Below are 21,298 nucleotides of genomic sequence, written 5' to 3' on the forward strand. Positions count from 1 at the left end.
AGAGGGTGTTTCATAACAATAGTTAAAATCTGAGCGAAAGATTTGAGATGGATATGGCTCTGAATTGAAGGAGCATAGCGAGCTATGTGACTGAAATGAAGAGCCATAGCCGCTCAAAGCTTTCGGAGGCGATTGTATTGTCTTTTTGTAAATAGTATATTCCATTTGTGAAAATTTTTAAGTTTCCTGAGCCTTGGTGTCTCTTTTGCTAAATTGTTGAAGCTCGTCAGTCGCATAGCTCGCTATGCTTCTTCCTCCCTTGCAACAATTTATCTAAAAGATACACCACTCAGATTTTAACTCTTGTTATGAAACACCCTCTTAGTGGCTTTCTTATTCCTCCCAGGGATCTCCTCCGCCGTCAATTGGGAGGATGCGGCCGTCGGCATCGTGGGTGAGTTCGCAGACCTTAAGGCTGCGGAGCCATGATTTGCCGCCGGAGGGCACACTGTCGTGGTGGAAGAGATACCATTTGCCACCGTATTCGATGATGCTGTGGTGAGTGGTCCAGCCTACTACCGGTGTGAGGATCACGCCCTGGTAGGTGAAGGGTCCGTAGGGGTTGTCGCCTATGGCGTAGCAGAGCAGATGGCTGTCACCGGTGGAGTATGAAAGATAGTATCTGCCATTGTGTCTGTGGACCCACGAGGCTTCGAAGAAGCGGTGTGGATCATTGGCCTTGAGGGGATTTCCTTCGGCATCGACCACCAGGATGGGGCGTGGTTCCTCGGCAAACTGGAGCATGTCTTTGGACAGGCGCACGCAGCGCGAGGGGAGTGCCGGTTCGTCGCCTTCTGGCAGGCAGGCCGATTCGAGGGCTTTGTTGTCGCGGTAGCGCTGAAGCTGTCCGCCCCAGATGCCACCGAAGTAGAGATAGTATTCGCCTTTGTCTTCAAGCACGCAGATGTCAATCGAGTATGAGCCGCGTATGGGGTCGGGCTGCGGGATGAATGGGCCTTCCGGGCGGTCGGCTATGGCTACACCGATGCGGAAAATGTCATTTTGGTCTTTCAGCGGGAAGTAGAGATAGTATTTGCCGTCTTTTTCGGCGCAGTCGCAGTCCCAGAGCTGGCGTCCGGCCCAGGGAATGTCGGCAATGTCGAGAGCTTTTCCGTGGTCTGTGACCTTGCCGGTCATCGGGTCGCCGTCGATCGAGAGCACGTGCATGTCTTTCATCACGTACTGGTCGCCGTTGTCATTTTCCACGTTTTCGCATTCCCAGTCATGGGAGGGGTAGATGTAGATGCGGCCATTGAACACGTGGACACTCGGATCGGCCATGAAGTCATCGGGGAAGAGGTAGCGTTTATCGGGATTGAGCAGTTTCATGATTGTATTGCTTTTAGAGACTTGTGTTAGAGATTGACTTTGTCTGTGATGTTGTTATTCTTTATCTGCGGGGGCGAGGCGTTTGGCAAGGAAGGGTTTGAGCTGATAGTCGCGGTCGAAGAGCAGGGGGTATTCCACACGGCCTTTCATGGGGAAATCGTTTTTCCAGGACATGCCGTCGAAAGTGCCCCATGCGGTCACGCGCGAGATCACGTCGGCGTGTCGGAGCAGTATGTCGGTCACCGAGTCCATGCGGGCATTCCATTTTTCGGAAATCTCGGCCGGCAGACCGTCGGGGTAGGGGTTGAGCTGGGTGTTGTAGACGATGCTGTCAGAGATGTTGGCGCTGCGGCTGACGGTTGGGAGCGCGCTCATGTCCCATTCGGTGATCATCACTTTGCAGCCGGTCGAGGCATAGGCTTCGATCGATTTCTCGAATTCAGCGAAATCAGGATAGTCCATGCCCATGTGGCCCTGCATACCGATGGCATCTACGCGCAGGCCTTTTGACTTCATGTCGTTGACGAGCCTGACGTAGGCGTCGCGTTTGGCCGGGACGTTCATGGCATAGTCGTTGATGTATAGTTCGGCGTCGGGATCGGCTTCATGGGCATATTGGAATGCGAGGGGGATGAACTCCTCGCCTAGAATCTCGTAGAATGGCGAGCTGCGGTAGCTTCCGTCCTCTACAATGGCCTCGTTGACCACGTCCCAGCCCTTGATGCGGCCTTTGTAGCGGGTCATTATGGTGGTGATGTGGTCGCGCATACGTTCTTTGAGCACATCGGCGCTTACCGGCGCGCCTGTCGAGTCAACTGCAAACCAGGGGGCAAGCTGAGAGTGCCAGATGAGGGTGTGGCCTATGACGGCCATGTTGTTGCGGGTGCCGTAGTCCACGAAGGCGTCGGCATCGTCCCAGAAGTAGACCCCTTCCTGGGGATGTATCTCTTCGCTTTTCATGCAGTTTTCAGCTACGATCGAGTTGAAGTGGCGGCGCACTATCGAGTCGGCTTTCGGATCGAGTCCTTTGACATGGTCCACGTTCAGGGCGGCTCCGATGAGGAAGTCATCAGCGAAATAGTCTTTCAGTGCGGGCTCCTGCTTTGGAGCGCTGCATCCTATGGCCATCAGTGCGGCCACGGGGAGGCACAGGGCTAATTTTTTCATAGTCAGTGGGGGATGTTGCAGGGGTTATTTGTGTCTTGATTCGATTTCACGGTTGATGCGGTCAATCACATCGTCATCAAGCTCATAGCGTGAGATGATGAACATGGCGAGGGCGAGCAGTATGGCGGGGATAACGGCCACGAGCCACAGTATGCCCTGCTGGGCGAAGGGGGTCTGAGTCAGGGCTTCTTTCTGAAAGCCTACGAAGGCGAGGACCAGTCCGGGCACAACGCCGCCGAGGGCCATGCCGGCCTTGTAGAAGATTCCGGTCAGGGCGTTGACTATGCCGGAGATGCGGCGTCCGTGGGTGTATTCGCCGAAGGAGATGACCTCAGGCACGAGCGCCCACATGTAGCCGGTGGCTACGATCACGCCTGTCGATTTGATGAACTGGGCTATGTAGACGAGGACCATGTGTTCCTTGAGAGCGTCGATCATGGAGATGGCGTAGAGCATGGCCATGCCGATTATGGCCACGAGGAGGAAGATGTAGAACATGCCCTTTTTGCCGACCTTTTTCTTGATGGCCGGGATCATGGGCATGAATATGAATGCGGGGATAGATCCGAGGCCCATGAAGACAGAGAGTTCGGCGGCGGAACCTCCGAGGTTGTACTGGATATAGTATGCCCCGGCGGCGTTTCCGACTGCCATCATTGCGAAGGCAGTCACGAAGAAGAAGGCGAGGATGCGAAGTGGACGGTTGTGGACAAACTCCATCCAGAGGTCAGAGACGCTGACGTTTTCGGTCTCGCTGGAGTCCATCACCACTCTCTCGCGGCACTGGGAGAAGCAGAAGAGGAGCAGTGCGAGGCCCACGCAGCCGTAGAGGGTCATGGTCAGGAACCAGGCGCCGTCGTCCATTGACATGTCGGTGCTTTCGGTCGGGTCGAAGATACGCAGCACGAAGGGTATGCCCATGCCTACGGCGAGACCGCCCACATTGGCCATGAACATTCTGACCGATGTCAGTTTGGTGATTTCAGCCGTGTCGCGGGTCAGAGAGGCGTTGAGCGCGCCGTAGGGCACGTTGACCAGAGTGTAGCACATCGAAAGTCCCACGTAGGTAATGTAGGCATAGAGCAGCGAGCCTGAGAAGCCGTTCCAGAAACAGAGTATTGCGAAACCGGTCAGCGGAATGCCTCCGAGCACCAGATAGGCGCGGTATTTACCGAGACGGGGGTTGTGTTTGTCGACAAAAGTGCCCACCAGGGGGTCCCAGATGACATCGACGATGCGAACAATCAGAAACATCACCGCTGCGACGGCCGGATCGAGGCCGTAGACATTGGTGTAGAAGAACAGCAGATACATGCTGATGGTCTGATAGATCAGATTCTGGGCGAGGTCGCCCGATCCGAAGCCGATGCACTGGAGCATCGAGAGCTTGTAGAAACCTTTGGATTCCTGTGATTTGGTCATATTGATGCTTGCTTCCATGAATTGGATTTTAAAAAGGTCTGTTATTGTTTTCTGAGAGGATTTTTTCGGCCACGCGATTGCCGAGGGTCTTTTTGTCGAGCGGATGGATGTCGTTCCACTCGCCCAGGTCGGAATTTCTGATGAGGCTGACGCCGGGAGTCTCGTCGGCCACCTGGGCCTGCCGCTCGCGCATAGTCTGCCAGGCGGCGCGGCCTCCACGGTCAGACTCGTGGAGGAAGTCGGCCAGCTCAACGATGTAGAATGGCATTCCGGCATTGCCTGAGGCCTTGCGCCAGTCGGCTATCATGGTTTCGAGCAGGGCCGGATACTGATTGCTGCGGCTCACGTTTGACTCTCCCTGATACCAGACAGTTCCGCAGACAGGATAGCTGATCACGGGCGCGATCATGGCGTTGTAGAGCACGCAGGGGATGTAGCAGTAGAACATCATGGCCGGTCCGGCGGGCATGGGTGCGCCCTTGCGGTAGCGCCAGAGGCCTTCGAGCGAGATTTCATCGGGATATGTGCGGCCGTAGACGGCATAGGGGCGGTCACCGAAGATGATTTTATAGGGTTTTTCAGGCACGAAATGCGGCGCGCCGTTCTGCGAGATTAGGCGCACGGTTATAGTGTTGGCGCCCTCTTTCAGCAGGCCTTCGGGAATCGGGTAGATGCGCGGAGGATACTGATAGGTGGTGAAGCCGACAAGCCGGCCGTTGACCCAGACAGAATCGGCGTCGACAATGCAGCCCAGGCGCAGAGTGGCTGCTTTTCCGGCATGTGAGGCGTCGATATCGACGGTTTTGCGGAACCAGTGTGAGCCGTTGGCCGGCGTCATGCCGTCAGAGGTCCATGAGGTGGAGAAGAGATCGGTTTCCTGCCAGTCGCTGTCGTCAAGGGCGGGGGAGTAATACTTTGCAGCGCCGGCAAGTCCGGGGTCGGCGGCATCAATCACCGAATTCCAGGCCTGATAGTTGCGCCACTCCTGCTCTTTCAGGGCAGTGCGGTAGGCTTCGGAGCTGTGGACGGCTTTCTGGTTCAGATAGTAGGGATAGTCGCTCATGGCCGTTTCGGAGATCCATGACTCGACCGGGGTGCCTCCCCATGAGGCGTTGATGATTCCTACCGGGAGCCCGGTGCGGCTGTTGAGGGCCTTGGCGGTGAAGTAGGCGAGGGCCGAGAAGCCCATCACGTCATCGTCTATCGATTTCCATGACGTGGGGCTCAGGTCGGAGCGTTCGCCGTCGAAATCAAATTCCTTGGGCACGAGAAACTGGCGGATGGCGGGATTGCGGTATTCCATCACCTCGTCGGCAAACATGTCGGTGACGCGGCTGACGGGCAGTTCCATGTTGGACTGTCCGGAGCAGAGGAGCACATCGCCCACGGCCACATTGCTGACCGTCTTGTCGGCTACGGTCAGAGTGTAGGTCTTGCCGGTCTTTAGCGCGGGGAGTTCAGCGCGCCAGCGGCCGAGGCTGTCGGCTGTGACTGTAGCGCTTTTGCCTTTGACCACCCTGACGGTCACGCTTTCGCCCGGGTCGGCGGTGCCCCAGAGGGTCAGCGGGCGGTCACGCTGCACCACCATGCCGTCAGAAATTATCTGAGGCAGTTTCACCTCGGCCCTTATGTCCTGGCAGAATGAACCGGCTCCGAGCAGAGCCGTCAGTATCAGTAATTTATTCATATTCATAGAGTTTTACGCGGAGTATTCTGAAATCGTCGACCCCGATGCGCACGTGGCGCCCCTGGTGGGTCTCGTCGCCGTTGAAGGTGCGTATGCGCTTTTGCGATCCGTCATCGGCGATGCTGATTTCCTTGACTGATGCCAGACCGATGCGCTTGCCCTTCCAGCGGCTCTCTTTTTCGGCACCGCGGTCTGAGCCGGAGGCGAGGAAGCCGTCTTCGCCGAGTTTTTTCTCAGGCGCTGTGCCGCTGTCCTCCGGTTCGAAGGTGAGCACAAGGCCTGAGCCGGCCACGATATACTCCATCGGAGCCGTGCGGACTATCAGACCGCCTGCGGCCGGCCAGGGCGATCCGTCGGTAGCCCTTAGGTCCCAGGGGAGGGTGAAGTAGTGGCGCGCGGTGATTCTGAGGCCGTCGCGGCGGAGTATGCGTTCGGTCGAGTCGGCATCGAAGTAGAAGCCGTTCATGGTCCCCATGCCGAGGTGAGCGGTGACCAGAGGTGTCAGGCTGCGCAGAGCCGCTGTGCCGGCGGCCTGATAGGCGGTCTCTGACAGGGATGTGCGGCCGTTGTAGGCAAAGGGGCAGAGCCCTATGGCTTTGTGCTCGCCTACGGCATAGAAGGCCTGAGCCGCATTGGGCTGAGCACATTTGATTTCAGGAATGAAGAGCGGATTGTCAACCAGAGCATAGGCTCTCACCCAGTCAGTGAAGCCTGAGTCATAGAGATCAGGCGCGAGAATGTCGACAGTCGGAGCTGCGACATGCCAGATGTCTTTTAGGTGGGCGAGAGGTCCGGCTGAGGGATATTCGCCTGGTTTGCGGCCACGCGAGTTCATGGCGGCGTTGACGTAGAGCGGCATTGTAGGGAATATTCGGCGGGCTATCTGCGCGAGTCCTTCCACATAGCGGCCATAGTTCCAGGCCATGAAGATCTCGTCGGTATATATGTCGTCGCCAAACACTTCGGTCCAGCTTCCCTTTTGCTTCATGCCCGCGGCCTGCCACTTCTCAAGGAGCTGCGGGTGAAGTGATTTCTTTTGGTTCAGGAGGTTCAGACTGGCTGTGAGAACTCCGGGAACTCCTTTGGCATATTCCTTTTGGGCAAGCGGAGAGTGGTCACGCGCGTCTTCGAGCATTCCGATCTCGTTTTCGATCTGGAGAATGATCACGGAGCCTGCGGTGTCTGTCTCGGCGATGTGGCTGAGCAGGCGGGTGAATGCGGCGGCATCTGCTTCAGCCACTTTTGCGGAGAATGCCGAGGCGATTTCGAGCGGTTTTCCCGAACGTGTGCGGGCCCTCGGATAGGTCTTGCTGTCTTTTTTGAACCAGTCAGGCGCATAGCAGCTCATGGAGTTTTTCCATGCTCCGAACCAGAGGATGCCGACTTTGAGGCGGCTGTCGGTGGCCTGACGGATGATTTCGTCGACGCTTGAGAAGTCAAACGTTCCTTTTTGCGGTTCGATCAGTTCCCAGACCACGGGCATCAGCACGGTGTTGTAGCCGTGGCGAAGAGCCACGTTCATGCAGCAGGCCACGTCGTCGGGCGAGGAGGCCATAGAGTTACCGGCCTCGCCACCTATAATAATAAAGGGTTTGCCGTCCACAATGAGCCTCTTGGCGCAGCCCTGCTTTTCAAGCCGGGATTCAGTGCGGGCCATTGCGGCAGCCGAGGCTATCAGCAGCATGAGCAGCAGTAAGAAGGAGGTCTTTTGTTTCATGGGATAATGATCTGGCAAGAATGGATTGATGGTCTGACCGGGGGCAGTGCAAATTTAGCAAACAGTCTTAAGAATAGGCTTAGAGATTTGTTGCCAATGCTTGTCAATATGTAACATCATTAGAGAAAAACTCCCGCAGCCGGGTCAATAGCCTGGCCGTCGGCTGCGGGAGTAGGGGGTTATCGCATTCTGTCAAGAATATGTGCGATCAGGGATTATTCTTCGGTCTCCTCCTTCTGGTAGAGGTCTTTCCAGGCATCGCCTGAGAACTCGGCGCCGATGTCGAAGCCGGCGAGAGCGTCGCAGACACCCTTGTAGGCTACCTTGCGGGCATAGTCCTTGTCAAAGATGTTAGGAGCGTCGCCCTTGAGCCAGTATTCGTGCTCTTTCTTGTTGTCAGAGAGAGACCAGAGAGTGATTGACGATTGCTGTTCCTTGGGGATGTTGGTCAGATAGGAAGTGAGGATCATCTTGTAGGCCTCTGACTGCTGGATCAGCTGTTCGGCCGATGGAGTGATATCCTTGCCTTCTTCCACGCCGAATGCGATGTCAAGCTCGGTGATTCGGATTAGCTTGCCGGTTGCAGCGAGTGTCTGGAACATGGCGTCGACCTGCTCTTTGGTGATGCCGATGTTTACGTGCATCTGGGTGCCGATGCCGTCGACATGCGCGCCGTTGTTGTCAATGTAATTGACGAAGTCGATGAGGGCGGCGAGTTTGCCGGGGCTGGTCTCAAGATTGTAGTCGTTGACGAAGAGTTTCACATCGGGGTTGGGAGCATGTTTGCGGGCGAATTCGAAAGCCTTTACAGCATAGTCCTTGCCGAGGTAGTAGCCCCAGTACCAGTGCTGGTTTCCTGCATCGCTGGCCCAGTTCAGGTTCAGTCCGCCTTCCTCGGTTTCTACGGGTGCCGAGTCGGGAGTGCCGTCATTGGCGCTGCTGCCGAAGATGTTGTCGATGCCGCGCCATTTGTTGTAGCCGTCGGCGATAGGTTCGTTGATCACGTCCCATGCGTCCACGCGGTCACCCATGTGGGTCATCACGTCCTTGATCCAGGTCTCCATAGCATCGAGGAGTATTGCTTTCTTCTCTTCGGCCGATTTGGGGATGAAAGTGATGCCTGAGGCACGGCTCACACCTGAACGTGATGCGGTCTTGGCGGCGCTTTGTTCGGTGACATCAGTGACAACGATGTTGTCGATATAATATGTCATGTCAGGGATGTAGCCGAACTCAAGGTTGAAGTTCCACATGGATTCACCTTCGGTAAAGTCGAAACTGTAGTCCTGCATTACGAACTTTATCTGCGTCCATTCAGCGGATGTCTCGAATGCTTCGGCCCAGCTTGACTGATTGCCGGTCCAGTTGATCCAGGGCCATTCGTTGGTCATGCCTTTGAATGTCAGGCGGCCTTTGCCTGTACCTTCCGACTTGACGAAGAATGATATCTCGACCTTCGAGCCTGGCATTGTAGGCATGTCGGGGCTGAGCACCTGAAGGTCGTAGGCTTCCTTTGAATCAGCACTTGAGATGAGCTTCATTACTTTATTGTTGCCCGAAGGTGTGCCGTCCATATCTATGACACTCACTCCTGCGCCTTCATTCTGGGCTGTCCAGCCTTCCATTCCTTTTGAGAAGTCGCCGTTCGGACAGAGTCCGGCCGGAGCTTCTGTCTTTTCGCCGAATTCGAAGTCGTCGATGTAGAGCACGGCGTTCTTGTAGTTGCCGAACTGTATGCCGATGCGGTTGACATCTTTTGACTGTTCATATACGAAAGAGCCTTCGCAGAGTGTCCAGTCGTTGCCGACAGTGAAGACATCGCAGTAAACACCGTCATAAGAGCTTGAATTCTGGCCTAAGAACTGAACCTGAATGTTGTCAGGCGATTTTGCCCAGAAGCGGTAGGCGTAGGTCTTGCCTTCTTCAAGGTTGAAATCCCACCAGAGCTGGCAGTCGTAGTTGGCAGAGGTCTGGTCGTCGCATTCGAGTTTTGCCGCATAGTTTGAATCATGGCCTGGAGAAACCACGGTCATGGTGTAGTGGCCTCCGTCGCCGGTCCAGCCGGTTCGTGTGCCGTTTTCGAAGTCAGAGTTTGTGATGATGTTGGCAATGCCGCTGTCGCCTGAAGGGGTAGCACCATCTGGGGGGCGATGAGCGATTTGAGATAGGCCTGCTGCTGCTGGGTGTGCCAGAGCAGGTTGTGGCCGTAGAACTTCATGCCCTGCGGAAGCGAGGCGAGTACCTTGTCAACGGTTGTGAAGTCAAGGGTGCCGTTTGATTTCATCAGCACGCCCATCTTCATTGCATTTCCAAGGGTGATGCCGGTGAAGTTCTCGTCGACCACGGCTTTGTAGTCGGGATCGCTGAGATACATGTCCGCCCCAATGCCGATGGCAAGGTTCAGGTGGGGATGATACTGGGCTACATAGTCTTTGATCGGTTTATAGAGCATGATCTGCTCCTGGAGCTGGAGAGGTATCTCCGAGATTTCCACGGTCGGATCGCCCGGCTTCCATTCCATGATCTGCTCTTCACAGCCGGAGGCAAGGAGTGTAAGGGCTAAAGCGGCCGCGGAATATGCTATTTTATTGCGTTTCATAATGTTGGTCTCTTGGATTTAAGAATTATTCTTCAGTCTCTTCATCTTCAGGATAGTCGGAGATGGTGACAAACTTGTAGGGGACAATGCGCCAGTTGTCGATGTAGATTTCCTGAGTAGAGAGCGCCGAGGGGAATTTGGCCACTGCTTCTTTGCCCTTGTCGTTGGTGTAGGTCACTTCGATATCCGAGTTGACGAAGCCCATGCCGAACTGCTGGTTCGAGGCGTCGTTGCGCAGGGTGATCACGTCCTGGAATGTCGGGGCTACAGCTTCCTTGTCTTCAAGAATGGCCTTGTAGTTGTTGAATTCCGACAGAGGCACTGTGACGGTGGTCCAGCCTTCGGTGAAGAAGGGTATGCTTGCCGGATTGCCTTCATTGTCTGTGACGAGCCAGGGGATGTAGAAGAATGTGTTGGAGTTGCGTTCGTCTCCGTTGTAGCCGCTGAAAGAGATGTTGTTGACCAGCGTGATCACAATCTGGCCTGTGAGTGACCAGGGGTTGGGTATGTAGACCTCGAACTGGAGGGCTACTTCGGTCAGCGGTGTTGTGGCCGGAATGAAGGGGGTCATGCGGGTCCAGTCTTCGGTTTCGTGCTTGTTGCCGGTTGTCCAGACTTCGGTGGCGCGGGGCTTGGCCGAGGAGATGCCTCCTTCGTTGAGCAGACGCTGGGGTATGAGCTGGCAGACTTTGCCGTAGCCGGTTCCTAAGGGATCGTCAACGAGGTCGGTGTCATAGATCATTGAGACTCCGGGCTTGATGTTGTCGTTTTCGTCTTTGTTTGACGAGCCCCAGAATCCGTGCACGCCGTTGCCGTCGAAGTCGAGGATCATACAGTTGCGGTTGTTGAAGAAGTCGGGCGACTGGGCTTTGCCATTGGCGCCGTCAGAGGTGATGCAGCCTGCCTGGCTGACACCTGAGGGCATCACGAATGAATACCATTCGCCGTCGGGGTCGTTTTCGATATTGTCAGTCACTTCAATGCCGCCGGGGAGGGTGATCAGATAGGTTTCGTGGAGCGAAGAACCGTAGACAGTCACTTTCTGACCTGCGCCGGGCAGAGTGTTGCTGACCGATGTGATGGACGGGAAGGCGGCGCGAATCTCGAATTCGTAGATGGTTTCGGTGCGGTCCTTGACCAGACGGATGGTGTTGCGCACATTCTCGTCGGCATTGGTGATCGGGGTCTTGGTGTTGAGAGTCACAAGCATTGAGTTGTCAGAGACATAGGCGCGGTTGAAGTAGGTCTCATAGCCGTTGATGTAGACTTTCTTCATGCCCATGAACCCGTGGCCTTCGAGGCGGATCATCTGGCCGAGACGCGCGAAGGTGACTTCGCGGTCAGGCACGGATGATTCCACGTCTTCAAGGAAGACTTTCTCGATCACGATCTTGCGGCCCTGATATTTGTCATCGAAATATTCATCGTCTTTGTCGCAGGAGGCGAATCCTACAGACAAGAGGACTATGGCGGTGAGCCAGATATATTTTAAACTTTTCATGGAGTCGTAATTATTTAAAGAGGTCGTTAACGTTGATTTCACGCGGACCGAATTCGTAGACCACAGGATCTTTGCCTAAAAGCGGGTTGCGGCCGCGGTCAACGTCTGAAATCGGAAGTGTGAGGTGGGCCACAGTGGCTGTCGATACGTCGTCGGCATCAGCAGTCTTGGCATACTGGCAGTCTTCGCTCTCATCCCATTCGTAGGAGGCGTTGCGATCCTGATGGTTGAGATAGTTGACCACTTCTGACTGCTGATAGTAGGAACGGCGCAGAAGGTCGTACCAGAAGAGGCCTTCGAATGCAAATTCGATTCGGCGTTCGTAGATCAGGTCAGAGTAGGTGACGGTGCCCAGACGTGGCATTCCGGCGCGTTCGCGGACGCGGTTGAAATATTCGGTGTCGGAGGTCGAGGCGCTGTTGCCCATAGCGGCTTCGGTGTAGTTCAGATAGACCTCGGCCAGACGCATCATGTAGGTGTTGACGCCTGATGACTGCTGGTAGCTCTGGCCGTTGTCGTCAAGTTTGCCGATAACGTGTTTCTTGACGTTGCATTTCTTTTCGTAGTCGGCTTCGGTCACGTTGTAGATATATCCGTCGTTCTTGGTGTTGAGGTCGGGATATACTTCGCCTACGGTGCAGATGGTGTAGTGACGGCGGATGCGGTCCTGCGGGTCGTAGGTGCGGACAAGGTCATACGAGGCAAATGTCGCGTTACCCCAGTTTGTCTCGCCGACCATTGTCGACCAGCTGAAATAAGACGAGATCGGGTTGTTGGCACCCCAGCCGATGGCGTCAGTCGATCCTGAGAGCCACTGGAGCTGGAAGATTGATTCGTCATTGTTGTTCCAGGTCTTGACCGCGAAGAGGTCGCCGTAGTTGTCAAGAAGGCGGTAGGGGCCTTCGATACATTTGAGGGCGGCTTTCTTGGCGAGGTCGAGATAGTAGGTGTTGCGGGTGCCGCGGTCGAAGTCGGTGGCGATGTTCGAGCCGTCATACTCGCCGTCGGTGGTCAGACCGGCCATCGAGAGATAGAAGCGTGAGAGCATGCCGTAGGCGCTGTAGCAGGTGACACGTCCGGGATTGGCCTGGCTTTCCGAGAGGTTGGCGGCGGCGAATTCCATGTCGCGGATGGCGAATTCAATGACGTCGGTCATGCGGTGGGCCGGGGTGACGGTGTTGCCCGAAGCTTCGATTGTGTTGGTGTAGATTATGCCTTTGTTCCAGAGTGAGCCGATGTACCAGTAGGCGAGGCCGCGCATGAAGCGTGCTTCGGCTATGCCCTGGGTCTTGGCGGCGTCGGAAACTGCGCTGCTGCTGTATTTCTGGATGCGGTTGATGACGTTGTTCGACTGGGCTACTACGGAGTAGAGGGCGTTCCAGGAGTCTTCAAGGCCTGGCGAGAGGGCTGTTTCCGTGAAGTTGGTGTAGGGGAAGATGTAGTCAGACCATCTTGCGGTCAGGTTGTTGGAACGGCCGTCGCCCATGCTGTAATAGGCCTTATCGTTGAAGTTGTTCCAGACATAGTTGTAGAGGGGCGATGTGGTGGCCAGGACGGAAGCGTCGCTGTCGAGGAAGCTTTCGTCGTTGCCCTGTGTGGTGTTCTGTGTTGTCAGGAAGTCATCGCATGATGCGAGTGAGAGGCTTCCTGCCACGAGGACAGCTGAGATCAATATGTTTTTTTTCATTGCAGATTTCGGTTAGAATGATACGTTTAGACCAAACGTGTAGATGCGCGGAGAGGGGTAGCGGCCGTAGTCTACGCCGGTCATGAGGGCGTCGCCGTACATGGCTCCCACTTCGGGGTCAAGACCTTTGTATTTGGTCCAGGTGTAGACGTTCTGGGCGCTGAAATATACACGAACGTTGTCGAGGTAGAGCTTGTTGACAAGCTGGCGGGGCAGTGTGTAGCCGAACGAGATGTTCTGCAGACGGATGTAGGATGCGTCTTCGATGAGCAGGTCGCTGATGCGTGTGAAGTTGGCGTTGGCATCGGTGCGCTGAAGGGCTGGAAGTGTTGTCGATCCGGGATTGACCACCTGAAGGTTGCGGTAGTCATTGTCAGGCAGCGAGGGGTCGATGACGGCTACTCTTGCGAAGTTGAGCGACGAGCGCAGTATGTTGGAGTTCTGGCGCGGGTCTTCGATGCGCATGCGGGTGAGGTTGAGTGCCTTGTTGCCGTAGGCGCCTGAGAACATGACGTTCAGGTCGAAGCCTTTGTAGTTGAAAGTGTTGCCGAAGCCCCAGGTGAATTTGGGTTCGGGGTTGCCGATGAATGTGCAGTCTTCGGCGTTGATCTTGCCGTCGCCGTTGCGGTCCTCGAAGATGTAGTCTCCGATCCAGGTTGAGCTCTGGGCTATGGTGTTGCCTTCGGGGATGGCTACCTGCTGCAGGTTGCCTGCGGCGTCGTGGTAGTAGAAGTCTTCGGGCTTGTCGAAGCGGCCTATCACTTTGTAGCCCCAGAACTGGCCGATGGGCTGGCCTACTACTGTTTTGGTGACGATGTAGTTGGTAGAGCTTGGCTGATAGGTTTTCTCGATCGAGGAGTTGGCGGTGTCAAGTGACTTGACTTTGTTGCGGTTGAGCGAGAAGACCACGTTTGAGGTCCAGGTGAAGTCGCGGTTGGTGATGTTGGTTGTGTTGAGGGTGAGTTCTATACCCTTGTTTTCGATAGAGCCGACGTTGCCCCAGGGGTTGCTGGCTGCGCCGTGGCCGGCAGATCCGAGGAAGCCGGGGAGCGGGAGCTGGAGCAGGAGGTTGTCGGTCTTTTTGTAGTAGAGATCGGCCACGAGTTCGATGCGGTTCTGGAGTACTCCGAAGTCTACACCGAGGTTGTAGGAGCTGGTTGATTCCCAGGTGAGTTTTGGATTGGCGGTGTTGCCGGTGAGCACGCCTACGCCCCACGGGGTGGTTTTGTTGGCGAGGAGGGCCATGTAGGCGTAGTCAGTCACGTTCTGGTTACCGGTCTTACCCCAGCCGAGACGGAGTTTGGCGTTGTAGAGCCACTGCACGTCGCGGAGGAAGCTTTCCTGAGATGCGCGCCAGGCGAGGGCCACGGCGGGGAACCATCCCCATTTTTCACCGTCGGCAAACTTCGACGAGCCGTCGCGGCGTATGGTGGCTGTCAGGAGGTAGCGGTCGTCAAACGAGTAGAATGCGCGTCCGAAGAATGAGGCGAGGGTGTTGATGTTTCTCGAACCGGTTGTGGTCGAGGCGCTGATGTCGCCTGCCGAGAGGTCAGGAGTGGTGTTGTTGAGGAATCCTGTGGCTGTGCCCACCTGTGTTTCCCAATAGCTTTTCGAGACTTCCTGGCCTACCATGAGGTTGATGCTGTGTTTGCCTGCGAAGGTATTGTTGTAGTTGAGAATGTTGCGCCATGACCAGTATTTGGTGTCGGTCTTGGTCCAGCGTGAGGTGCGGATGTCCTGGGTTTTGATGCCGAAGGTGTAGTCCGGCATGTAGTAGTAGTATTTGTTGAGGTTGTAGTCGCCTGAGATTTCGGTCTTGAGGGTCAGGCCCTTGTAGAGGGTTGCTTCGAGATAGCCGTTGAAGCGGAAGTTGGTTTTCTTGTTTTTGTTTGTTATTATGGAGGCGAGGCCGACGGGGTTGTCAGGCATCCAGACGTCGTCCGGTCCGTCGAAAGAGCCGTCGGGCGAGGTGACTGCGACTGTTGGCTGCTGGATGAGGGCGCTGATGATGGTGTTGTTGTCAGTGCCTACAACCTGTTTGGAGTCTGTGAACGAGAAGTTCACTCCGCCTCTGAGCCAGCTCTTGATCTGGGTGTCGAGGTTGGAGCGGAGTGAGAAGCGCTGGAAGCTTGAGCCGTGGGCTATACCTTCCTGGTCGAGATAGCCGCCTGAGAAAGCATAGGTGGTTCTGTCGTTGCCGCCTGACACTGAGATGCTGTGGTTCATCATGAAAGCCTTGCGGAAAAGTTCGTCCTGCCAGTCAGTGCCCTTGCCCAACAGGTCGGGACGGATGAAGGCTGCGCTCTGGTCAACGGAGCTGATGTATTCCGCACGGTAGTTGTGGTGCTCGGCATACTCGCGGAGGTTGAGCAGGTCATATTTCTTGGGCATTTCCTGCCAGCCGAGATACATGTCGTAGGTGACGGTGGCTTCTCCGGCCTTGCCTCGCTTGGTGGTGATCATGATCACACCGTTTGACGCGCGCGAACCATATATAGCGGTTGCCGATGCGTCTTTGAGGATGTCCATTGACACGATGTCAGAGGGGTTGATCGAGCTGAGAGGGTTGGAGGTCTCGTCGTCAGTTGTGGAGTCGATCACCACGCCGTCAATCACGAAGATCGGCTGGTTGGTGGCGTTGAGCGAGTTGATACCGCGGATGCGGATTGAGGTCGAGGCGCCGGGTGTTCCGGAGTTGGCCTGGATCTGCACACCGGCCGCACGGCCCTGGAGCACCTGGTCGACGCTGGTGGCGATTGATTTCTTTACGGCGTCTTCGCCTACGGAGGTGACTGAGCCGGTGAGGTCGGAGCGTTTCATCTGTCCGTAGCCTACAACCACTACTTCGTCAAGAACTTCGGAGTCTTCCTTAAGGACGATTGTCAGGTTTGTGCGTCCGTCAACTGCTACTGTCTGGGTGGTGTAGCCCACGTAGGAAACAACTAGTGTCGCGTTTTTGGGAAGACTCAACTTGAAATGGCCGTCAACATCGGTTGCTATGCCGTTGCCGGAGCCCTTCTGTTGCACTGTCGCGCCGATGAGCGGATCGCCCGCTTCATCCTGCACGGTTCCCGTCACTGTGATGTTCTGGGAGAAGGCCCATAGCGGAGTCATGCAGACGAGCCATAGTACTATGGACCTGAGATAGGTTACTGTGCACTTCATGAAATGAAAATGGTTTTGATGGATTAAAGGTAAGAATATTGGTTTGCTTTGGTTGGTCAGTAGTGAATCAACTACCTGTAAAGATATGGAATTAATCTATTTTGCAAATAAATTTTAGCAAAAATAACCGAAAATTTTAGTCAAAAAGTCGGTGTGAAGGCAAAAAATATAATAAATAGGATAAAAAACGCAAATTTTGAAATCAAATGTAAAAAATCGGGTTTGTGCAGTCCGGAGAAGCCATATTGTTGGAAATTCGGGGGCTTATTGTATTTTGGCCGCTATCACTGTGTGCCCGTCGATCCTGACAATGCCTTTGTCGGCAAGGTCGCGGATGGTTTGTATGGTCTGCTCGCGCGGACCCTGGCAGTTGGAGATGATGGTTTCGACAGAGCATCCTCCCTCGCGAGAGGCCTGATAGACAATGCTTTCGCGCAGGCTGCGGGTGGTTTCAGGTGTGTCTGCGCTCTTCCGGCGGCTGCGACACACGTCGCATTTGCCGCAGTCCTGGGCATCGCTTTCGCCGAAATAGCGCAGCATGCCTCTGACCCGGCATTCCGAGGTGTTGAATGCGAATGATTTCATGGCTTCGAGACGCAGGGCCATGCGTTCGCACTGGCGCTCGTAGACTTCCAGGGGCATTATCACATGTTTCGGAAGTTCGCGCGAGGTGCTGTAATATATATAAGGTGTGGTGCGGCGCGGCACGTAGTGGACGGCATGGATGCGTCCGAGGTAAAGCAGCGCCTGGTAGACCCGCTCTGACGAGAGGCAGGTGGAGCGGGCTATGACAAGCTCGCTGATGTAGACGTAGTCGGCGAAGAGCCCCGTGTAGTTGCGCAGCACGCACTGGAACACTTCTTCGGCATCGGGCGTGAGCTCAAGGTCGTAGAGCTGGTCTTTGCGCATGATTACCATTAGGCGCGAGCGCGAGGTGGTCTCGTCGATGTATTCGAAGTAGCCTGCGCGGCTCAGAAGAGTCAGCGCGCTCCTTGTCGGCGCGGGTGGCAGGGAGTAGGTGCGGCAGAAGAGGTCGAAGTTGAATTCATAGAGCATTCCGTAGCCTTCGCCTACGGCTACGCCGAGGAAGTTTCCGGCCAGTTCGTAGATGTGGCGTATGAATTCCTTGTCGGGGAAGCTTTCGCTCAGGCGGCGGCTGAGGGTGGCTTTGTCTCTGGGCGATGCTATGACCACGGCGAATGACTCGCGGCCGTCGCGTCCGGCTCTTCCCGCTTCCTGATAGTATTCTTCAAGAGATGAGGGGAGGTCGTAGTGCACCACGGTGCGCACGTCGGGTTTGTCGATGCCCATGCCGAAGGCGTTGGTGGCCACCATTATGCGGACGCTGTCTTCTTTCCAGAGGTTCTGCCGCAGATCTTTTTCTTCCGGATCGAGGCCGGCGTGGTAGAATTCGGCGCTGATGCCTTCGCGTCTGAGCAGATCGGCTATCTCGCGGCAGCGGCGGCGGGAGCGTACGTAAACTATGCCGCAGCCGGTGGTGGCGCGGAGCACACGCAGAAGGGTGTTCTCCTTGAAGTCGGCATAGCGGACTATGTAGGAGAGGTTGTCGCGGGTGAAGCTGCGGGCATAGACTTTGGGCTCTCTGAAGCGGAGGGCGCGCATGATGTCGGCTGTGACTTCAGGGGTGGCCGAGGCTGTGAGCGCGAGGATGGGGACTTCTTCGCCTACGATCTCGCGCAGGCGCACTACCTTGAGGTAGGATGGGCGGAAGTCGTAGCCCCACTGAGAGATGCAGTGGGCTTCGTCGACCACGATGAGGCTGACTGTCATGGCCCGGAGTTCGGCCATGAAGCTGTCGTTCTGAAGACGTTCTGGCGAGAGGTAGGCGAGTTTGGCTTTGCCGAGGCGGCAGCGGGTGAGGTTCAGCTCGGTTTCGCGCCGGGTCAGCCCGGAGTGGAAGTGGACGGCTCTGATGTCGCGCTGGCGCAGGTTGTCTACCTGGTCTTTCATCAGTGAGATGAGCGGAGTGACCACTACGGTGAGGCCCGGAAGGAGCATGGCCGGCACCTGGAAGGTGATCGACTTTCCTCCTCCGGTGGGGAGCAGGCCGAGAGTGTCGCGCCCCTCCAGCACTGAGTCTATGATCTCGCGCTGGAGGGGGCGGAATGCGTCATAGCCCCAGTATTTTTTCAGTACTGAAAGCGGCATCGGCTATTCGGGATGGATTTCCTTGACGAAGAGCTGTATGGCGGAACCTCCCTTGTGTTTGTTTTCCTCGATGGTGTAGCAGATGCTGAAGGGTTTGCCCGAATGGATGTGGTCGAAGCTGGCGGCGCTGTTGAAGACTATGCCGTTCATGACTTTTCCGCAGGTGCTGTCAACGAGTTCGAGTTTTATGTGCTCGCTGTGGCGCCCTACGAGTTTCGAGGTGCCGAAGTCAGTCACTCCGCGTGTACAGAACACCGGTTTGCTGTTGCCCGGACCGAAGGGGTTGAACTGTTTGAGCAGGGATAGGAATTCGGGGGTGATCTCGGCGAATGTCAGGTAGGCGTCGATATCGAGCTGGGGGTTAGCTGGTCGGGGCGTATGTTGTCGCTGACAAACTGCTCGAAACGGCGTGTGAACTCCGCTATGTTCTCTTCCTTGAGCGAGAGGCCTACGGCGTAGGTGTGGCCGCCGAAGTTCTCAAGCAGGTCGCGCACTGATTCCACGGCTTTGTAGACGTCGAAGCCCTGCACCGAGCGCGATGAGCCTGTGGCCAGTCCGTTGGAGTAGGTGAGGACCACCGATGGCTTGTAGTAGAGCTCGGTCAGTCGCGAGGCTACGATGCCGATGATGCCCTTGTGCCAGTTTTTGTTGTAGATTACTATCGACTTCTGGTCTGAGGTCATCTCTCCGCGCTCTTCGAGAATCGTATTGGCTTCCTCGGTTATCTGTTTGTCGAGTTCCTTGCGGTCCTGGTTGTAGCGGTCTATCTCCTTTGCGCGGGTGTAGGCATCGGCCACATCGCGGGCCACGAGCAGGTCAACGGCTTCCTTTCCGCTCTGCATGCGTCCGGAGGCGTTGATGCGCGGGCCGATCTTGAAGATGACGTCGCTGATTGTGATTTCTCGGTTTCCGAGGCCGCAGATACGGATTATGGCTCTCAGCCCCATGTTGGGGTTGGAGTTGAGCCTTTTGAGTCCGTGGTATGTGAGGATGCGGTTTTCGCCTACCATCGGTACGATGTCTGCGGCGATTGACACAGCCACGAGGTCGAGAAGCCCTTCCAGTTCGGTGTTGCCCAGTCCGTTTGATATGGCGAAAGCCTGCATGAGCTTATAGCCCACGCCGCAGCCTGAGAGGTGGGGACATGGATAGGTGCTCCCATCCAGTTTCGGGTTGAGGATGGCAACCGCCGGCGGGAGTTTCTCGTCGGGCACATGATGGTCGCAGATAATAAAGTCTATGCCCAGAGAACGGGCATACTCGATCTCTTCGGTTGCTTTGATTCCGCAATCGAGGATGATAAAAAGTTTGACCCCTTGACGGGCGGCCATGTCGATGGTGGCTTTCGAGATGCCATATCCGTCTTCGTTGCGCGTCGGGATATAGTAGTCGATATGGGAGTAGAAGTTACGGAGATATTTGTAGACGAGGGCCACTGCTGTGGTTCCGTCTACATCATAGTCACCGTAGACCATAATCTGCTCCTTAGCCCCCATAGCACGGTTTAGCCGGTGGACGGCCTTGTCCATGTCGGGCATGAGAAACGGGTCATGCAGATCCTTCAGCGAGGGGTGGAAAAATTTCTCCGCCTCTCTGACCGAGGAAATGCCCCGTTGCACAAGCAGCTCGCTAACGGGCGGCACTCCGGCATAGCTTTTGGCCAGGTCGGACTCCACTTGTTGTTCGTCGGATGTAAGGGGACAGTAATTCCATTTACTTGTCATTTATGTTGTTTCTTTTTTATTTCAAAAGAAGGCGGAGAGGGGAGGTGCGCGATCATTGCAAGAGATAAGGCACTTCGACCCTATTAATTGCAAAAGTACGCAGAATAATTGGATAAATTGTCATAAGAAATGTTATTTATCCTTTAGCATTCGTTTTTAAACGGGCCCGTGATGCAAGTAAGATGGAATGGACGGGGTGTTCAGTGGCGGGGTTCCTGCGGGGCGGCTGTCATGTGTACATCGAGCTGCGGGAAGGGGAAGGAAAGGCCGGGGGCGGCTGTGATGGCGTTGTAGAATTCTTCGTTGTGGTCAAAGTAGACTCCCCAGTAGTCGGCGCTGGCTACCCATGCGCGCACGCTGAGGTTGACTGATGAGTCGGCCAGTTCGGCCACAACTACGACGGGGGCTTTGACTGACGGCATTCCGGTTTTTTCTTCCCAGAGGATGCGGGGGTCTTTTCGGAGCAGGTCGAGGAGCAGGGTGCGGGCCCGGTCTACGCTTTCGCCGTAGGAGATGCCTACGGTCCAGTCCACTCGGCGGTAGGGCTGGATGGAGTAGTTGTTGATGCTTCCGGTGGAGAGGCCGCCGTTGGGTATGATGATCGATTTGTTGTCAGGGGTGCAGATTATGGTGTTGAAGATTTCTATGCGGGTGACGGTTCCGGCAAAGCCCTGGGCTTCGATGTAGTCGCCGACCTTGAATGGCTTGAGCAGGAGTATGAGCACTCCGCCGGCAAAGTTCTGGAGGGTGCCGCTCAGGGCCATGCCTATGGCTACGCCTGCCGAGGCGAAGAGGGCGAGAAAGGAGCTTGTCTCTATGCCGAGGATGCCTATGACGGTGACGATCAGGATGAAGTAGAGCACGATTCTGACGAGCGATAGCACGAAGGTGCTCAGCGAGGCTTCGACCTGCCGCCGGTGGAGTATGCCGTAGACGAAATTGTAGAGTTTGCGGATGATGTATTTGCCTGCGTAGAATACGAGTATGGCGATGGTCAGTGAGATGGCAAAGTGGACCATGTCGCTGATGAGTGTGTCGATCAGCTGATCGAAGGAGATGTTTTTGATTGCGCTGCTCTCCTGGGCAACGGTTGGGATTGTGTCAGTCGGAATGATGTCGAGTTGAAACATT

The 21,298-nt window shown here is 55.6% G+C and carries 12 protein-coding genes and 1 pseudogene; all 13 read right to left on the minus strand.

The features are described 5' to 3' along the window. Window positions 1-333 precede the first annotated feature (333 nt). Window positions 334-1,329: a glycoside hydrolase family 43 protein gene (locus tag E7745_RS03870; RefSeq protein WP_136408339.1), complete on the minus strand. Its 996-nt coding sequence runs from the start codon at window positions 1,327-1,329 to the stop codon at window positions 334-336. A gap of 54 nt (window positions 1,330-1,383) precedes the next feature. After that, window positions 1,384-2,496 (minus strand): endo-1,4-beta-xylanase, encoded by a 1,113-nt coding sequence (locus E7745_RS03875; protein WP_107031117.1) that lies wholly within the window; start codon window positions 2,494-2,496, stop codon window positions 1,384-1,386. A 24-nt stretch (window positions 2,497-2,520) separates the two neighbouring features. Continuing rightward, the gene (locus tag E7745_RS03880) at window positions 2,521-3,936 is read right to left on the minus strand and encodes an MFS transporter (RefSeq protein ID WP_107031118.1); all 1,416 of its coding nucleotides are present in this window, start codon (window positions 3,934-3,936) and stop codon (window positions 2,521-2,523) included. Window positions 3,937-3,946: 10 nt separating this feature from the next. Further along, window positions 3,947-5,605, minus strand: a complete 1,659-nt coding sequence (locus E7745_RS03885; protein ID WP_240740362.1) for a sialate O-acetylesterase — start codon at window positions 5,603-5,605, stop codon at window positions 3,947-3,949. Beyond that, window positions 5,598-7,322, minus strand: a complete 1,725-nt coding sequence (locus E7745_RS03890) for a DUF5597 domain-containing protein (RefSeq protein WP_136408341.1) — start codon at window positions 7,320-7,322, stop codon at window positions 5,598-5,600. Before E7745_RS03890 ends, E7745_RS03885 begins: the two co-directional genes overlap by 8 nt. 215 nt (window positions 7,323-7,537) lie before the next feature. Continuing rightward, a complete protein-coding gene (locus E7745_RS03895; RefSeq protein WP_370291898.1) occupies window positions 7,538-9,433 on the minus strand; it encodes an endo-1,4-beta-xylanase in 1,896 nt (631 codons plus the stop codon). Continuing rightward, window positions 9,352-9,921 carry an endo-1,4-beta-xylanase gene (locus E7745_RS15005; RefSeq protein WP_240740363.1) on the minus strand — a complete coding sequence of 190 codons (570 nt, stop codon included), beginning with the start codon at window positions 9,919-9,921 and terminating at the stop codon, window positions 9,352-9,354. The genes E7745_RS03895 and E7745_RS15005 overlap by 82 nt, the downstream gene beginning before the upstream one ends. Window positions 9,922-9,946: 25 nt before the next feature. Then, window positions 9,947-11,422: a glycan-binding surface protein gene (locus E7745_RS03900; RefSeq protein WP_136408342.1), complete on the minus strand. Its 1,476-nt coding sequence runs from the start codon at window positions 11,420-11,422 to the stop codon at window positions 9,947-9,949. A gap of 10 nt (window positions 11,423-11,432) precedes the next feature. Beyond that, window positions 11,433-13,109, minus strand: a complete 1,677-nt coding sequence (locus tag E7745_RS03905; RefSeq protein WP_136408343.1) for a RagB/SusD family nutrient uptake outer membrane protein — start codon at window positions 13,107-13,109, stop codon at window positions 11,433-11,435. Window positions 13,110-13,121: 12 nt separating this feature from the next. Continuing rightward, window positions 13,122-16,274: a TonB-dependent receptor gene (locus E7745_RS03910; protein ID WP_107031124.1), complete on the minus strand. Its 3,153-nt coding sequence runs from the start codon at window positions 16,272-16,274 to the stop codon at window positions 13,122-13,124. 264 nt (window positions 16,275-16,538) lie between these two features. Continuing rightward, window positions 16,539-18,443, minus strand: coding sequence for an ATP-dependent DNA helicase RecQ (locus tag E7745_RS03915; protein WP_136408344.1), 1,905 nt, complete (start codon window positions 18,441-18,443; stop codon window positions 16,539-16,541). A 3-nt stretch (window positions 18,444-18,446) separates the two neighbouring features. Then, window positions 18,447-20,167 (minus strand): annotated as a pseudogene (recJ, locus tag E7745_RS03920) (single-stranded-DNA-specific exonuclease RecJ). 200 nt (window positions 20,168-20,367) lie between these two features. Further along, window positions 20,368-21,297 carry a mechanosensitive ion channel family protein gene (locus E7745_RS03925; RefSeq protein WP_205746912.1) on the minus strand — a complete coding sequence of 310 codons (930 nt, stop codon included), beginning with the start codon at window positions 21,295-21,297 and terminating at the stop codon, window positions 20,368-20,370. Window position 21,298 lies beyond the last annotated feature (1 nt).

The organism is Duncaniella sp. C9, from assembly GCF_004803935.1.
GTDB classification, from domain to species: Bacteria; Bacteroidota; Bacteroidia; order Bacteroidales; family Muribaculaceae; genus Duncaniella; species Duncaniella muris.

Bases quoted from the DNA above. Each gene is read 5' to 3' on its own strand.
- E7745_RS03870 (WP_136408339.1), bottom strand. From the start codon at position 1,329: ATGAAACTGCTCAATCCCGATAAACGCTACCTCTTCCCCGATGACTTC.
- E7745_RS03875 (WP_107031117.1), bottom strand. From the start codon at position 2,496: ATGAAAAAATTAGCCCTGTGCCTCCCCGTGGCCGCACTGATGGCCATA.
- E7745_RS03880 (WP_107031118.1), bottom strand. From the start codon at position 3,936: ATGGAAGCAAGCATCAATATGACCAAATCACAGGAATCCAAAGGTTTC.
- E7745_RS03885 (WP_240740362.1), bottom strand. From the start codon at position 5,605: ATGAATAAATTACTGATACTGACGGCTCTGCTCGGAGCCGGTTCATTC.
- E7745_RS03890 (WP_136408341.1), bottom strand. From the start codon at position 7,322: ATGAAACAAAAGACCTCCTTCTTACTGCTGCTCATGCTGCTGATAGCC.
- E7745_RS15005 (WP_240740363.1), bottom strand. From the start codon at position 9,921: ATGAAACGCAATAAAATAGCATATTCCGCGGCCGCTTTAGCCCTTACA.
- E7745_RS03900 (WP_136408342.1), bottom strand. From the start codon at position 11,422: ATGAAAAGTTTAAAATATATCTGGCTCACCGCCATAGTCCTCTTGTCT.
- E7745_RS03905 (WP_136408343.1), bottom strand. From the start codon at position 13,109: ATGAAAAAAAACATATTGATCTCAGCTGTCCTCGTGGCAGGAAGCCTC.
- E7745_RS03910 (WP_107031124.1), bottom strand. From the start codon at position 16,274: ATGAAGTGCACAGTAACCTATCTCAGGTCCATAGTACTATGGCTCGTC.
- E7745_RS03915 (WP_136408344.1), bottom strand. From the start codon at position 18,443: ATGCCGCTTTCAGTACTGAAAAAATACTGGGGCTATGACGCATTCCGC.
- E7745_RS03925 (WP_205746912.1), bottom strand. From the start codon at position 21,297: ATGTTTCAACTCGACATCATTCCGACTGACACAATCCCAACCGTTGCC.